General features: G+C 41.8%; 11 protein-coding genes. 5 read left to right on the forward strand and 6 right to left on the reverse strand.

Translation table 11 applies throughout. The features are described 5' to 3' along the window. Positions 1–51 precede the first annotated feature (51 nt). From FNT16_RS18155 to FNT16_RS18165, 3 genes are all read left to right on the forward strand, one after another. Positions 52–1332: a TRAP transporter large permease gene (locus FNT16_RS18155; RefSeq protein WP_143873200.1), complete on the forward strand. Its 1281-nt coding sequence runs from the start codon at positions 52–54 to the stop codon at positions 1330–1332. 152 nt (positions 1333–1484) lie between these two features. Beyond that, on the forward strand, positions 1485–2387 hold the full coding sequence (locus FNT16_RS18160; protein ID WP_185976796.1) for a hypothetical protein: 903 nt from the start codon (positions 1485–1487) through the stop codon (positions 2385–2387). Positions 2388–2742: 355 nt separating this feature from the next. Then, positions 2743–5331 carry a glycoside hydrolase family 9 protein gene (locus FNT16_RS18165; RefSeq protein WP_143873202.1) on the forward strand — a complete coding sequence of 863 codons (2589 nt, stop codon included), beginning with the start codon at positions 2743–2745 and terminating at the stop codon, positions 5329–5331. A 673-nt stretch (positions 5332–6004) separates the two neighbouring features. On the opposite strand, the gene FNT16_RS18170 is transcribed toward FNT16_RS18165, so the two are convergent. The 6 genes from FNT16_RS18170 to FNT16_RS18195 form a co-directional block, all read right to left on the reverse strand. Next, entirely contained in the window at positions 6005–7516 is a 1512-nt protein-coding gene (locus tag FNT16_RS18170) for a Fic family protein (protein ID WP_143873204.1), read from the reverse strand. A 268-nt stretch (positions 7517–7784) separates the two neighbouring features. Further along, a complete protein-coding gene (locus tag FNT16_RS18175; protein WP_185976797.1) occupies positions 7785–9122 on the reverse strand; it encodes an Imm49 family immunity protein in 1338 nt (445 codons plus the stop codon). Positions 9123–9132: 10 nt separating this feature from the next. Then, the gene (locus FNT16_RS18180; protein ID WP_143873208.1) at positions 9133–9345 is read right to left on the reverse strand and encodes a hypothetical protein; all 213 of its coding nucleotides are present in this window, start codon (positions 9343–9345) and stop codon (positions 9133–9135) included. A 740-nt stretch (positions 9346–10085) separates the two neighbouring features. Then, on the reverse strand, positions 10086–11225 hold the full coding sequence (locus tag FNT16_RS21050) for a methyl-accepting chemotaxis protein (protein ID WP_143873209.1): 1140 nt from the start codon (positions 11223–11225) through the stop codon (positions 10086–10088). 95 nt (positions 11226–11320) lie between these two features. Then, positions 11321–12796 (reverse strand): DUF7133 domain-containing protein, encoded by a 1476-nt coding sequence (locus FNT16_RS18190; RefSeq protein WP_143873211.1) that lies wholly within the window; start codon positions 12794–12796, stop codon positions 11321–11323. A 1-nt stretch (position 12797) separates the two neighbouring features. Continuing rightward, entirely contained in the window at positions 12798–14171 is a 1374-nt protein-coding gene (locus FNT16_RS18195) for a c-type cytochrome (protein ID WP_143873213.1), read from the reverse strand. A gap of 435 nt (positions 14172–14606) precedes the next feature. Between FNT16_RS18195 and fucP the strand changes: the two genes are divergently transcribed. Beyond that, on the forward strand, positions 14607–16034 hold the full coding sequence (fucP, locus tag FNT16_RS18200) for an L-fucose:H+ symporter permease (RefSeq protein WP_143873215.1): 1428 nt from the start codon (positions 14607–14609) through the stop codon (positions 16032–16034). Then, on the forward strand, positions 16015–17496 hold the full coding sequence (locus FNT16_RS18205; protein ID WP_143873217.1) for an alpha-L-fucosidase: 1482 nt from the start codon (positions 16015–16017) through the stop codon (positions 17494–17496). The genes fucP and FNT16_RS18205 overlap by 20 nt, the downstream gene beginning before the upstream one ends. Positions 17497–17534 lie beyond the last annotated feature (38 nt).

Below are 17534 nucleotides of genomic sequence, written 5' to 3' on the forward strand. Positions count from 1 at the left end.
ATTAATCAAGATAGCACAACCAGCTGCGATTAAACGAAATTAGGAATCAACATGGTTATTGCAACATTATTTATTTCTTTGATTATCATGATCATTCTTGGTTTTCCGGTGGCGTTTGCATTAGCAGGCTCAGCGCTACTGGCAATAATGGTTGACGGACAAGTACCCGAGCTGGTGGTTTTGCATAGAATGGTGGGTGGCATCGATAGCTTTCCGCTGTTATCCATACCATTTTTTGTTCTTGCCGGTGCGCTGATGAACTCAGCGGGGATCACAAATCGTATATTTGATTTTGCCAACGCAATGGTCGGTTGGATGCGAGGTGGCTTGGGCCATGTAAATGTCAGTGCCTCTATTATGTTTGCAGGTATGTCAGGTGCTGCGGTAGCCGATGCCGGAGGTTTAGGTGCGATTGAAGTCAAGGCAATGCGCAATAAAGGCTATGATGCCGGATTTGCGGTGGGTTTAACTGCGGCATCATCGACTATCGGCCCGATAATTCCACCCAGTTTACCTATGATTATTTATGGTGTAATGGCGGGTGCATCTATCGGTCAGTTATTTGCCGCGGGTTTTATTCCCGGTTTATTAATGGCAATCGCCCTGATGATTATGGTGTTTTATTATGCGAAAAAGCGTAACTACCCAAAAGATGCTGGTTTTAGTATGACGCGCTTAAACAGTACTTTTCAATCTGCATTTTTGTCACTGATGACACCTGTGATTATTATTGTGGGTATTTTATTTGGTATTTTTACCGCCACTGAAGCCGCCATAGCTGCCGCTGCATATGCCCTTATTTTAGGCACTTGCGTTTATCGCACCTTAAGTTGGAAAAAGCTGGTTAAAGTGAGTATGGAAACGATTGAAACCACCAGTATTATTTTGTTAATTATTGCCGGCGCTGCAATTTTTTCGTGGGTGTTAACCAGCCAGCAAGTCACGCAAGAATTTACCACTTGGATGCTGAGCATTACAGACAATAAAACCACTATTTTATTGCTAATGACGTTAATATTGTTCGTTGTCGGCTGCTTTATGGAAACTATTGCGGCTATCACTATACTCACCCCAGTGTTGCTGCCTATTGCGATTAGTTTAGGCATTGACCCAGTGCACTTTGGTGTGATGATGGTACTTAACTTGATGATAGGTTTGTTAACCCCCCCAGTCGGTATGGTGTTGTATGTGTTATCAAGAGTGTCAAAAGTACCATTTGAAGAATGCGCGAAAGCAACCATTCCGTTTTTAGTCCCATTGGTTATCGTGTTATTTCTGGTTACTTTTATACCTGAACTGTCTATGTGGTTACCCACGCTTTTGTATCGGTAGCATTTTGCTGCCGACTTATAATCCATATATTAATTGCATTTGTATGTGAAATTGTAAATTTGCAGGTGTACAATATTAAACTGATAAATAAGTATAAAAACGCGGTTCAAACTTTTATGTTTTGTGCCTAGGCGATAATTAAGAGACTCAAAATGAAAATATTATCAACACTGTTATCCTTGTTGTTATTGCTAACAACACATACGTTTGCGGCCGGTTGGGGTTACGATAACAATCGAATTGCGATCAGCGCAGACGGCAACAATCAGCCAGATAATCATCATTTTTGGCCAAGAGCAGATCCGGATGATTGGGGTGCGACCCCCGCCACCTTAGCGATAATTGCTAAATTAAAAATGCATAAAAACTTAGTGCACTACTCTTACAATAATTTTATCGACGCGCCAGAACATACTACGGCAATAAATGAAATGGCGATCGGAGTTCAAGGTGCAATTAATTATTGGAATTTTGATAACAAAAAATTCTTTGATGTCAGTGCAGATTATAAAAAAGCGTTGGCCCACCTGATTCAAGTGATTGAAGTTTCAACTCACAAAGACCCTTTATACTTTGTTCATATGGGCCCCAGTGAATTCTTTTATCGTGCGGTGAAAGCTGTTATCGCGAATGGAAAAATAGACAGCCTGTCACATGTTTATGTTCTTTCTCACAGTGGCTATAACGATAATCACTTACGCAGAGGCGACCCCAAATTCGATAAAAAACCTGTACCGGAACAGCAAAAACATCACACCTTAACCGACGTTATTGAACTGAGCGGTAAACGCATTAATTATCATCGCATCAAGGATCAAAACGCTGAATGGGACGTAAATTTATTGTGGAATTCAAAACAAGACTGGTCAGTTTGGCAGTGGATGAAAAATCACTCAGATCCAAGCGTAGCCTGGATATATGAACGCATGAAACGCCACCCAGATAACAAAGCTGACATATCCGATGCTGGTATGTTGTACTTTTTATTACTCGGTGATGAAAATGCCAGCCCGCAAAAATTCAAAAAATTCATCGGTCAGGGGATTATGCCGTAGTTTAGCGCATAATCTCTCAGAGCATCATTTACCCCCCCGCGAAAAACCCGAAAAAAACCCTAAAATAAAAACCACCAGCAAAAACAAAAATTCATATAACAAATAAATTAGAATCTTTTTTTGTGATTTTTACTCAGCAAACAACCCCAAATACTTGCGTACTGTATAACTTTAAACTGTAAAGTTTTTTGGCTATCACGATTTCGATAATGTTAAAAAATTAATTTTATGCTCGTTTATATCTCGTCTTTTGTTTAAATTTGCGTTATGTTTAACACCTAATGGTCATTATGATTACAACAAAACACTTAAAAACCATTAACTATATGCAAATATATAATCTACGGAGTTACTTATGCAAAAACTATCCTCTTGGCGACCGCTGGTAAAGGCTATCGTCATTTCCGGCCTAATAAGCGCATGTGCACAACAACCTAATAGTCATTCATACAATGCATTTTTGCTAAACGAGAAAGCGTATTTTGACTCCGCTGCCGTTGACGTGTTTGCGTTTTCCAGCAAGCCTGGTGGTTTATTTTTCGACTCTAAAACCGCCGGTATCGAAATTGTGCACCATGGTGAACGCACTGCCACCAACGGCGATGTACGCCTTTTGCATACACCAGAACAGTGGGACGGAATGGGGCAATTAGTCAGCCGTGAAGTAAACTCGCAAACCAATACAATTACCACACAACTCGCCTACCCAGAGCATAACTTTAGTTACGCTGTAAAAGCCACGACCCAAGGCGACAAAGTTATTATCAGTGTACATTTGGACAAACCTCTACCGACAAATTTAGTAGGCCAGGCCGGCTTTAATATGGAATTTGTACCTGCCGAATACTGGGATAAAGCTTATCTTGCCGATGGAAAACCAGGCCAGTTTCCACGTTCAGCATCTACCACTAATGGTATGCGTATGAACGACAATGGATTAACTGAACCCACTCCCTTTGCTACAGGCAAAACACTTGTTCTGGCGCCAGAAGACCCGACGCGTCGCGTTACCATTACCGAAACATTAGGTGATGGCGAACTCATGTTATTTGACGGTCGTACCAAAGCACAAAACGGATGGTATGTAGTACGAGACCTAATCCCTGCTGGCCGCACCGGAAAAGTTGTGGAATGGAGCCTAGACATCAGCGCCCTACCCAACTGGGTTCGCCAGCCTGTCGTCGGCTATTCTCAGGTTGGCTACCATCCGAAACAACCCAAGCAAGCCATAATCGAACTGGATTCAAACGACACGCCAAAGCAACGTATAGAATTACTTAAAATAAACGCCGATGGCAGTCACCAAACTGTACACAGCGCTAAGCCCAACCTGTGGGGAAATTATTTACGTTATCAGTATGCCACCTTTGATTTTTCTGAGATTACTGAGCCGGGTTTGTATCAGCTACGCTACGGCAAACAAACGACTCATACTTTTCCAATTGATAACAGTGTGCTGGCAAAAGTCTGGCAACCAACGCTGGATTTCTTCTTTCCAGTGCAAATGGACCATATGTTGGTACGTGAAGCTTATCGCGTATGGCACGGCCGATCGCATATGGATGATGCCTTACAGGCACCTGCCAATTACGAACACTTTGACCTATACGCCCATGGAGAAGCACTCGATACCCACTTTGAACCTTTTGAACATATCGATGGTTTAAATTACGGTGGCTGGTACGATGCTGGTGATTATGATATTCGCACTCAGTCGCAATATCACACTGTACAAGGCTTAGTGCATGCCGTTGAAGAGTTTGGTATTGAGCGTGATAACACCACGGTTGATCAAGCCAAAAAATTCACTGAAATTAACCGTCCTGATGGTAAGCAAGACATACTACAACAAATCGAACATGGTGTTTTAGCACTGATTGCGCAACATCGCGCCATTGGTCACGCCATTCCAGGTATTGTCGCTGGGCGGTTATATCAGTACCCTCATCTTGGTGATGGTTCTACCAAAACCGACAACATGATATACGACGCCAGTATGGATCCACATGCGGCGGAACGTGCTGTCGGTAAAATGTATCAACCTTCAACTGTCGATCCAACAAGCACTGAAGAGCTAATGCCAGAAAACGGCACCCACAGTGGCCGCTTTGATGACCGCTGGGCATTTACCACCAACACCAGTGCACTAAATTATGGCTCTGCTGCTGCTCTTGCTGCCGCCAGCCGTGTGCTTGGCCCAATCAATCAGGCACTTGCTGAAGAGAGTTTAATGACAGCTAAAAAGGTATGGGAATACGAAAAAAACCGACAACCCAATACATACCGCTTTGGCAATACAACCGGTGGCAAGCTGGAAGAAGAAAAACTTAAAGCCGCTGTGGAACTTCTTATCACCACGCAAGATACGCGCTACACGCAAGCAGTAAACGAATTACTCCATCAGGTTGAAGACAATTATCATGGTGATAACGTCGCCATGCTGATTTTGGCACTGCCCTATATGGACGAAGCTTACGCAAGCAAAATTAGAATGCTGACCGAAAAATATCGAGAGCAAATAGTCAATATTGAACAGGACAACCCATACGGTGTTCCGATTACCCGCGGAGGATGGGCCGGAAACGGTTCAGTTATGGGTTTTGGTATCACCAATTACTGGCTCAATAAAGCCTTCCCAGACATTGTTGAAAAAGAGCTGGTATACCGTAGCCTCAACTATATTTTTGGCACTCACCCAGATTCTAATTACTCCTTTGCCTCCGGTATCGGTGCCAAGTCACAAACGGCCGCTTACGGCTCAAACCGAGCCGACTTTTCATTTATCCCGGGTGGAGTTGTTCCAGGCGTATTAGTACTGCCACCGGATCTGCCAGAAAACAAAAGTAACTGGCCGTTCTTTTGGGGACAAAATGAATACGTGATCCCGATGGGTAGCCGATATTTATTTTTAACACATGCAGCGCAAGCTTTACTGCAAAAATAAGCCAAATAAAAAGGCCGATACCCGTTTAGTATCGGCCTTGTTTACGTTATTCCGGTATCTATAAATATATCTAGGGCGTTTTACGTTTTATCGAAGTAATAATCTAATCCTCTATTACTGATGATTTTACTCGTGTCAGGGTCAATAGTATTAATGCTGGAAACTAAAAAATTGTAAGTGTATTTCAAATTTTCCTCTGAGCTTGAATAACTCCACCTTTTATTTACAAAAAGTTGAAGTAGATTGTGATAGTCTAACCTCCATGGAAAAGGATTATATCGTTTATCTGTCATATAATTCTTTAAGTAGAAATGTACATAAGTTAATACAACTAGCGAGTACTTATAATCTTGAAGCATATTTATCAATTCAAGTTCAATATCCTTAGAATGTATTACTCGTTCTTCAATTAACAACGATAGAATCTTTACTATTGTTGCTAGGTTTTCGATTCTATAACGAGCTTTGCAATTATCACCAGAAGAACTCCCAAATGGACAACAGCCTCGTAACAACTTGGGCAATCCTTCATTCATTATGTCTAGCTTAGCTAAATGATATAAAGGATTATCAAGCAATCTATTCCTCCAAGTCTCGTCCATATTAAAACTCCGTCTTCATCTCGTCAGTTTTTTCACTCACTTAGCGTGGTGTCTAAAAGTATTGGATCAGATCAAAGCAGCGATGCCAAGAACTGTGTAAAAGGTACGATATTCTGTTTCACACTCGCCGCTTCTAATGCTTGCATGTACTCATCCCGTCGTTCGACGGGCACGACTGTCCACGGGTAACCGCCTGAGGCCATCATTAAATTCATGATGAATCTTCCCATTCTGCCGTTACCATCAAAGTAAGGGTGGATGTAGACGAAAATGAAGTGCCCCAGTACCACTCTGACTGCTGCATTTTCCTCTTCTGCGAGTAAGTCAAAGAGCGTCGGCATCATGTCGCGAACCGCGTTCCTATTAGGTAGGGTGTGCATAGACTGGCGAATATAAACAGGCCCTGACCGGTAACCGGCCAAGTCTGATTGTTTAATAATACCGGCGGCCACACTTGGGCCAAATAAGGCGAGATACCAATCGCTGTGCGTCTGTTCCAATACATCCCCAGGGTTCTCGCCCTCTAAGACTGCTAGAACCGCTTTTTTAACTTCCTGAAACGCATCCCAGTAGTCTTTGGCAGCCATGGCATCTAGGTGTTTTTTACTCTCGTCTGAACCTTCAGCTTGCCAGTTGCCAGAGCGAACCAGTTCAATCAATTCGCGAGTCACCCGATGGCCTTCGATGGACAGTGAGTGGTAGGCGTCTGTGACGTATTTGTCTTCCACTTCGGCCATATAGGTTTCGATGTCGACGCTTTGTTGTATTTGTTCAGGAAAATGCGCTATGACACTTTCACGCATTTGGGCCCACATCAGCCGCATGCGATTAACATAGGGGGACACATCACGACGGCCAAAGCTCACTTTCACTTTCTCTGCGAATGGATCTTCTTCCTGCACTTTCAAGTCAGCCGCTTGCATGCTTTTTAAAATATTGTCAGCGATCAGGTCTCGACCAATATTTCTAAAAGCCCCCACTAGTCGGCCGGCAATAACACTGTGATTACCGGCGAGTAAAACGGACAATACGTCGGATGCATCTGTCACCATCGATAAGGCAGTACGCATTTGAATGGGCGCATTTTGAAACTGGTTCGCCGAAGAATAAACAAGTGCTGCCGCTAAGCTGTATACATTGAGCCCATCCAGATTTTCAATGTGTTCTGCGGCTGGCATGTTCAACCTGACATCAAAAATCGAGGTGTTGTGTAGGAAGGCGGTGGGTTTATTATTACCTTTGGGCGAGCGTACGAGCAACTGCTGAGGAACAGTTTTATCGCCGATATGCAGGCTAATTGATTGCTCAGGTGATAGACACCAGACATTATCGAAACGTTCCGATAAATATGCACCACAAAAATCCCAGAAAGAAGCATACCAAGATGTACTGTCGCCGTGCTTTTCATCTGGCATCGCCGATATGTACCAGCCACGGATGACTTCGCGAATAAACCCATGCTTCAATAGCCGCTCTCGATGCACTCTGCTGAGTTGCTTCGACTGGATGGCAACAACCCCAGATTCTTGAAGCTGTTGTAATTGCTCAAGCGAATTTGCTAGTTTTTGTGATATGTCATTCATGTTCGCTCCAACTATTACTCGTGATACTTACCAGTAATCAATCACCACTTCTAGGTTTTAGTGTTATATCATTTATAGGTTTTGATGTCACACTACTTATAGGTTTTAATGATTATCCGTTTTTAGGCTTTAACGCTCATTTCATTAAAGAAGTCATAAGAAAAAGAGCTTTCCGGCCATAATCCTTCCAAAAGAAGTACAGAATTATAACCGGCGATCATATGGAGGAATGATTAGAGTAGATTTGCCACAATAAAAATTAACACATTTAAACAAACTGCTGTATTGATTCAAAATATTGACTGATGCTGCCGCTGTTTGCCTCTTCACAGGTTCGCCAAATTCGGTTTAATGGTAAAGTGAAAAAATTATCACCAATTTTTATCGCTTCTTGGTTATACGCTTTTACCCACGCTCCACCATATTCTTTGATAATTGCATCACCCAAAAATATGCCAAACAATTTAACTTTGGTGTCGGTTTTTATATTTTTAATGTCATCTTCGGCCAGTAAAACGTCTAAATAGGCTACTGCTTTTTTGCTGGGTTTCATTTCAAAACCAGCACGTTTTGAATACAACTGTGCAACTAAAGGCGTCATGCTTTTAAATTGGTCCATATGCCCTTCGGGCAGGGGTTCGTAACCAATGACTTGCTGATTCTGAGCCAGATGAGTTTCTTTGGGTTGCAAGTAGGGGTCTACAAATTTACTTAAATCGCGCAGCGGTTCATTTGGCCTGCGTGGGGTAAAAGCAGAATACTCATTCCCCCAAGGGGTAAATATGTCGTAACCTTGCAGAAAGTCATAGTGGTCTTGGTAATCTTCTGCCGCAAGCGGCGTTGTGTCTATCCACTCCATTGGCAACCAAGGGCTGTCTACTTGTATTTTATAGCCATGCATCCACGCCAAACGTGTGTATAAAAAGCCAAATACCGAGAACAGGTTTTGTTCAAGCGCAAATAAATCATCAAAGTTACGCTCTTTAGCCACCTCAATTGAGGTTAACCAATTTAAATAACGTGTCATTTCGGCTTCATCACCTTCTACTAACGCCATAAAAAACTGGTAGTCGGGCTGGTATTTAATCAAATTTGGCTGTGTACTGGGGTTTTGCTGCAAAAATTCGCAGCGTTTTTTAACCAGTTCAAACTCACCTCGTAGTGCCAGCATGTAAGTTACTGACAAATAGTGATATGCATCTGGGTAGCAGTTAACCAGTAGTTCCCCTTCTCGCTCAAATACCATGTTATCGCGTTGAATACTCCAGCGAATTAGCTCCGGATGGTTACTCAGCAATGGTAAGAGGTGATGCCCCATATGGCGGTTATCGAGCTCATTAATTTCAATCGTCCCACGGTTCACCGCTTGCACTCTAGCCTTAGCCGCGATATATAGCTGCTGGCGCATTTGCTTAATATCTTTTTGGTAATACCAGGCCCGCATAGCTAAGCCATAATGGTAAGTAGACACCCCTCGTAGACACATAAGCGGGTCACCAGTGTTTGTGCGAATAAATTCTAGCGTGCGTTCACGAAAAGATTCTTCTAGTTTGAGTGTACTTTCAATTTTATCTAAACCTGGTTGAAGTAGTTCTTTTATATGCATTATGGTTCCTTTATTTAGATGGCACATCAATGCCAGATGCAAACAGCAGCTCACCTGGTTTAAAATCAAAATTATTGAGTTCAGCACTGCGGTTTTGCACCACGCCTGCAAGATAGAATTTGAAATTACCCGAATCTACCGCGTCCAATATCACAGCTTTAGCTGGGCTATTGTCGGGCAATAGTTTTGCCCTGCTTGTAATCCATTCTTTACTACCTTGCAACGTCCCATCGTTTAACTTCGATAACTGAAAGGTGCCGTTTTGTGCTGCCTGCTTACTATCGTAAATATGAACCCAAACCTTACCATCAGCGTCTACGTCTTGTACAACATGGTCGATACCTTTGTTGCCTTGATATTTAAGGTCTTCTTGATCAAATACTTTAGCATTCGGTTTATTGGCATAGTCAGCTGTTAATTTTGCTTGTACTAATTAAACACATATTAGGTTCATCGGTCATTGCAACCAACTCATTTTCAATACACTCACTTGCAATTTGCCCTTCATCGACAAGCAAAGAAAGTATATTAAAACAATAAACGAAATTTTCATGGTGATATGCGTATTTAAGCTCTGTTTTTTTTACATTCAAATTTAACTTTGTTATAAAAATCATACTTTTTAATACTTTCCCTCATCGCTAAAAATCTTTTATCCACGTGTTTGGAATTTCATCCCAGAAAGCGGGCGATAACAGCCTCCGCCACTCCTATTTTTGTTTCAGGGTCATAAGTATAGCCACTAGGCTTCCATAGTTCATCACTAGCACCGCCTTCTTTTCCATTAGATATTCTTACATTCTTTGAATCTATAAATCTCTACAGTTGTATTAGACCATTACAACTGCGGGGGTTATGTTTTTCACATTATGCTGTGAATTTTTAAACCTTGGATAGCTTTGTTTATAAGGATTAACTTTGGTTGATAGCGGGATAGCGACTAAGTTTAAAAAGCGGTGAGTCTTATATTTTACTTAAATCGTCGCTGAGTTCATCTAAGTTGTGTGCTATGGTCTGAAAGTTTTCAATTGTTTGATTAAACGATTGGCTAACGTCTGTCATCATGCGGTTGCCAGAGCCTATGACATCGGTACTGGCATTAATTGCCGCTTTAATTTCACTCACAGCCTGTTCGCTGCGTTCGGCCAGTTCACGCACTTCATGGGCAACAACACCAAACCCACGACCGGAATCGCCAGCTTTGGCCGCTTCTATCGCGGCATTAATTGACAATAATTTTGATTGGCTCGCAAGCCCTTGGATCAGCTCGACTGTTTCGCCGATCAGATCGTTTTTGGTATTAATGTCTGTGATGATTTCAGATAAATTTGAAAATACTTGATAACAATCCTTAGAGCGTTTGCCGGCTTTTTGCGTATCGGCCTGAATTTCATACACTCGTTCAACTTTTTCGCTTATCAAACGGTTATTATTTTCGATCGTTTGCCGGTTGTGCACATGCGGGGTGACATTTCTTGTAATACCAATTATTCCATTTAATTGTCCGGTTTTGGCTTCTGTCCATTGCACTTTGGTTGTCGCTAGCCAGACATCACCGGCTTGTTCTTCGATATCTTGAAAATGCATTTTTTTATGCATTACAGCTTTTTCATCCGCCCAGGCTTTTTCACAAAAATCAGGCGGCATAAAAATATCATCACTTTTTCCCAACTCCAATTGAGGGATTGCTTTTAAAAATGAGCGATTTGCGTATATATAGTTATGCTGCGTGTCTTTTACGTAAATCCAGTCAGGAATTAAATCCAATACGGTATTGTATAAAACTTGCTTTTCATTGACCGTCACCAGTTGTGACTTAAGCTCGCTAATTTCGCTGTCTTTTTGCTCAATTAAGTTTTGCAGCTGTCGCTGCATGGTATGTAGTTCGGATTCTTTATCCGTTGTTTCATGTTGATTTTGAGCAAACTGAAAATACAAAAATACAAACAACCCAACAGACAGCCATAACCAATTTAGCCAGATATCTAAATACAGTGGAATAGCTGCCGCGCCCACAACAAACAGTAATGCGACAAATATCACATAGGTTTGATGACTTTTTTTGCGGCTCGTTTGGTCTTGAATTTCTGATGTTTGATACATATGCTCAACGCCTAAATTAAACGGTAAATTAGTTAATCAAGTTATTCAGGCAACAGCATGGTGTGTTGCCTGCTGCCTAAATGTGCGCAAAAAATTTAGTTACGCAGCTGATTTAGCGTGTAATAAAGTTTATTTACGCTGGGCTTGCGCTGACTGGCACTGGTCAATGCTTTAAAATCAAACATCACCACTTTATCCGCGGTTAGCGGCACATCGACCCACAATGTCGTATTATCGTTCGTCAACCTGACCTTTTGAATATCAAGCTGTTTCAGGTTTTGCTTAGCTGAGCCGTATTCGCCGCTGTACTTGTAGTTCCACTCCGATACTGCAATTTTATTTGCACGCACGGTGTTAGGCTCAACCGCTTCAGTAAAGTTAATTTTAAAACCACTTTTCGTCAGTTTGATATCCAGCACTTCAAACGGGTTGGTGCCGTCCCAAACGATTTTTTCTAATCCGAAAGGTTTACCGCCTTTTGCGCCCCAACCGCGCGCCGTTTGACCCACCCATAAATGTCCTTGGCTATCAAAACGCGTACGGATATTGCCACTTTGCATGCCTCCGACAAAGTTCATGACCGCCCCCTGATATTGACCGTTCACTTTATCCAGCATCACACGAAAGACATTTGACTGGGTTTGATCACCAATAAAAATTTGTCCTTTAAAGGGGCCAAACTGGCCTTCTGTGGTATCCCATTCAGGATTTCCCGGCGAGTTTGCCACTTCAATATGCGGGATCCAAACAACCGGCTTTTCACGCAATTTGTCAAAGTCTGCCGGTGTCATACTGCGAATTTTATCTTCGTTATAATCAGGATGATCAATGAGCGGAATTGGATGCCCGTAAAACTTATTTTCCTGCAAAATATGCAGCTTAGAGGTTTCAACCCAATCGCCTTGGTTATCAGTAAAAAACAACTCATCTTGCGGGCTGATGCCAATTCCAGCGGGTGAACGCAAACCATAAGCGAATGGTTCAAATTGACCTTTTGTATTCACCTTAAATGCCCATCCACGATATCCACCCGCGCTGCCCATAGTGCCAAGCGAAAACGACTTAGGCGCACCATGACTTAAATTAAGGGTCCCGTAATAATTGCCGGCTTTATCTTTTACTGGGCCAAAAGTAAATTCGTGATAATTATCGTGAAAGTTCCAGTCGTCCGTAATTTGAATATAATCATCTGCCTGCCCGTCGTTGTTAATATCGACCAGACGGGTTAATTCTGGTTTTTGCGCGACAATAATACTGCCATCATCTTCTATCATTAAACCAGTTGGTTCATGCAAACCATCCGCAAACTTTGTCCAGTTTCCTTGTTTTAAGCGCCAAACTTCACCCAAACGGGTGGCAACAAATACCTCGTTATTTTTACTGGTGTCCAGCCCGGTTATATGAAAAGGCACATCTTTCGGTAAATCGATGGTTTCTACAGAATATCCGTCCGGCATGTAATTGCCTTTTGGATGCCCAACGGCATTTGCAGTTTGCGCGTTAAAAACAATGCCACACAAAACAAATGCACGGATAAACTGGTTTTTCACTACATTAAGTTTATTTTGCATTTTACTCTGCTCCGGTCGCTTTTATTTGAATGCTAAAGTTTTTGTTTTGCGCTGGGTTAACGACAAAGGTTTTACCCTTATGACTGCTTTTAATTTGACCACCAGTTACCGAAATCGACATTGCCTTGTTTTCAGGTAATTTAAACTGCAGGTCGTTGACGTTTTTCGGATTACCCAACACCTGATAGTTCAGCGATAAGGTTTTTCCGTCTGTTGCCACCCCCTGCATCGACAGATAGACATTTTGTAATTTAAAATCAAATCGGGTTTCAGCCTGTCGGTTGTATTTTATAAACTCGCACTGCTTGCTCTTTGGCATTATTTGCGCATTGCGGTTAAATAACCACTTACCTAAAGGTACGCTTCCGTCTTGTCCTCGGCCTTTAATATTGGGTCCAATATTTAACATATCTCCTAGCCACACACCGCTTATTGCACAGCTGCGGGTGTTAAAACCATAATTAACTTTTTCTAGCAAACCAACGGCAACTGTATAGGGAGGTAAATCAACCACAACCTTGCGTTGCACCTGAATGGATTTATCCGCTTTTATTGGAAAATCTGTGCCGGCCAGTTGCTGCTCTGCAACTTTTGAAGCGGCAAATAACTTTATGGTGTTTTCTTTATTAGTGACGATCAATGGCGCGTTGGTACGGGTGTATTTCGGGAAAGGTTTAGGCGGCGTCATTAATCTGAATGTCATCTGTTGTTTACCACGCTTAAGCGGCCAGCTGCCACTCCATTGATTACCCACTTTTTTCACGGGCTGGCCATCTATATACACGTCAATGAGTACGTGAGGTGCTTTTACGTATAACGCCGTATCTTGTTCGCGAGGTGCATAAAAATCGCCTGTAAATTCAATCGCAAATTCTTCGCTTTCTGGCATGCTAAAATCTGGCATATTTCTTAACGCTGGACCTTGTTTAACAGGTCTATGGTTTTCTAACTGCGCCCAACTGCGCGACTTGTCGCCACCGAGCGTATAGATTTTATAGGTTAAATTGTCCCAACCTTCCCGTTTAGACAATATATAAGCTGTGATTTGTTTAACTTGCTGTTCGTTCAAGATGTTTTTAAAAGCCGGCATCCCCGCTTGTGAAAAACCATTTTGAATATTTTTGAATATATCTGAAGGTTGACCACCATGTACCCACTCACCGTCTTTCAAGTTAAAACCCATCGCGCCACTTAAATCGGCGCTATGGCAAGCAGCACAAACCGATTCAAACGTTTTTTGCCCAGCGGTTAAATGCTCTGTTTGCAAACTCATTGTTTCAATCTGTTTGTCTAAGTCAGAGGGATTACTATGCGCGACACTGTTAAATAACAGCATGCTCATTAAAATAAATTTAAAATTAAAAGTGTGGTTCATAAAAGTTGTACCTACCTAATAGGATTATTTTCATTAATGCATTGTTTGTCTTTTGTTATAAAGCACCCAGCACGACAAAATTAACACATGAATTTTATTTTTTAAATATAATTTAAAATTTTCAGTTAGCAACACACATCTCTATTTAAGTGCATTTTTAGAAAATTTCGATATTCGATTAACACTGCGCACCGGATCAACTTTGTAAATTCACCACCCAAATAAATTAACCTCATGATTTAATTGCGCTTTCACGCCCTACAATTCACTCTAAATACCGTATACAGCTGCATGCACACCAAATAATTGTTAACAAAAATAATTTTCTTGCTGAAACAAGCGATTTTGGTTATTTTTTATAACGCCTTATTTACAACCTAACGGTTTAGGTTTAGCATAAAAACAATTATTCATATATAAATTTCAGGTAATACTATGGAAACAAGCAGAAGCGTGGATACCAGCTTGGTAGAAGAAACCAGTAACACCACTGTTAACAAACCGAAAATAATTGAAAAGAAATATTTTCTGTCTTTCGTTCTTGTTGGGTTATTATTCCCATTATGGGGATTCGCCAATGATGTTACCAATCCACTGGTAAAGGCCTTTAAGGATATTTTTTTAATATCCAATGCGCAAAGTAGTCTGGTTCAGTTCGCGTTTTATTTTGGTTATGGTTTTATGGCTATCCCGGCTGCAATCTTCATCCGCAAATATAATTACAAATCCGGTATTTTATTAGGCTTGAGTCTATATGCGTTAGGCGCGCTTTTATTTATTCCCGCCAGCAGCTATATGGAATTTAACTTCTTTTTAGCCGCTTTATGGATTTTAACCTGCGGACTTGCCCTGCTTGAAACAACCGCTAATCCTTATGTATTGTCGATGGGCCACCCTGATACATCCACTCAACGCCTCAATCTTGCGCAGGCTTTTAACCCAATTGGCTCATTAACCGGGATGATGGTGGCATCAACTTATATTCTGAATGAGTTACAAGTCGAAGCATTTCGTGCCAAAGAAAAAGCAAACCATCCTGAATACGCAAACATGTTGCCTGCCGAAGTCGATGGCAAATTAGTTCAGGCTTTAAACGATTTTGCCGTCAACGAACCCGTTGCGCACCAAGCAATGCAAGCGGCAGATCTTGCAACGGTTAAAGGCCCTTATGTTGCCATTGCCGGTGTTGTATTTTTAGTTTTTTTAGCGTTTTTATTTACCAAAATGCCTAAAACACAATCAGATCAAGAGCCGTTAACCCCCACCATTTTAAAAGATACCTTTAAACGTTTATTTAAAAACGGTCGTTATCTAGAAGGCGTACTCGCACAGGCGTTTAACGTGGGTGCACAAATTATGTGTTGGACCTTTATCATCCATTATGGCATGACTTCTGTCGGTTTAACGGCAGCAGAGGCGCAGAGCTATAATATGATTGCGATGGGTATTTTCTTATCCGGTCGATTTATTTGTACTTTCTTGTTGTCCTACGTTCGTCCGGGCCAACTATTAATGATTTTAGCAGCCGGTGCCGGTGTATTAGTTGCAGGCGCTATTTTCTTAGGCGGATATTCAGGCTTATATTGTTTAGTCGGGGTTTCAGGCTGTATGTCACTGATGTTCCCAACCATCTACGGTATCGCGCTTAAAGATATGGGTGAAGACGCCAGTTTAGCGTCAGCTGGTTTAGTGATGGCAATTGTAGGGGGCGCAATTATGCCGCCGCTGCAAGGCTCACTCATTGATGGTGATTCATTATTTGCTGGTTTGCCCAGCGTACAAACTTCTTTTGTATTACCACTCATTTGTTTTGTCATGATCGCGTTTTACGGTTATCGAGCACATGTTAAATACAAAGTTTAAGCTTTCCACCCTGTACTTACTGCCTGCACTGCTGGCAGTAAGTCTTGCCGATGCAAATGAATACCAACCCAATTGGCCTTCAGTTAAACAACATCAAACGCCTCAATGGTTTTTAGACGCTAAATTTGGCGTTTATTTTCATTGGGGTCCATATACTGTTCCTGCGCATAAAACAGAGTGGTATTCGATATGGATGTATCGCGAAGGTCATCCTATACGTAAACACCATGAAGAGACTTATGGTGATTTATCTGAGTTTGGTTATAAAGATTTTATTCCACAGTTTACCGGCGAGCATTTTGATGCGAAAGAATGGGCACAGCTGATTGCTGCTTCTGGAGCTGAATTTGCAGGCCCGGTCAGCGAACATGCGGATGGATTTGCCATGTGGGACAGCGAGGTAACCCGCTGGAATGCTAAAGACATGGGCCCCCAAAAAGATATTGTGGGTGAAATGTCTGTTGCTCTGCGCGAGCAAGGTTTAAAGTTTATTGCCACTTTTCACCATCAATGGAAGTATGTTTGGTACCCAACCTGGGATAAGAATACCGATGCTTCCGATCCGCAATACGCCGATTTATATGGCCCTTATGTACCAAAAGGCACATTTGTCATGGCCAATCAAAAAACAGAGCCATTGCCTGATAAACAATTTAATGATGAATGGCTGGCTAAAGTGCAAGAAGTGGTTGATAAATACCAGCCTGATTTAGTTTATTTTGATAATAAAATGGACATTATTGCAGAGCAATACAGGCTTAAATTTTTGGCTGATTATTATAATCAGGCAGCAGAGCGCCGGCAAGATGTCGTTGTTACCTATAAGTTTGAAGATTTGCAGCCGGGCTCAGCCGTTTTAGATTTAGAACGTGCACGTATGAGTGATATTAAGCCCTTTCCATGGTTGACGGATGATTCAATTGATTGGGATTCTTGGAGTCATACCAATACACCAAATTATAAATCAACTGATCGTTTGATTGATTTTTTAGTGGATGTTGTCAGCAAAAACGGTCGAGTGCTGTTAAATATCACCCCTACCGCAGATGGTCGTATTTTACAACCGGTACGACAGCGATTACTTAATATGGGTGAATGGCTCAAAGTAAATGGTGAAGCCATTTATGGTACACGCCCGTGGCATCGCTTTGGAGAGGGACCCACGCAAGTGACGGAAGGCCATTTAAGTGAAAAACAAAACCCCGACAGCACGGCCAAAGATATTCGATTTACAACTAAAGAGGGTGCGCTATACGCGTTTGTGTTGGGATGGCCAACTGAAAATATCTCGATTAAAAGTTTAGCCCGTTACAAAGTTAAAAAGATTCAATCAATCAAGCTGTTGGGCAGCGCAGAAAAAATTAACTGGCATCAAGCCGATGATGCATTAATAATAGAGCCACCCGCTGACGCACCAACTGACTATGCGCACGCGTTTAAAATCACCTTTAAGACAAATTAATGGCATATATTTTTTTAACTTATCCAATAGGAATACGA

The sequence above is a fragment of the Catenovulum sediminis genome (assembly GCF_007289895.1).
Classification (GTDB): domain Bacteria; phylum Pseudomonadota; class Gammaproteobacteria; order Enterobacterales; family Alteromonadaceae; genus Catenovulum; species Catenovulum sediminis.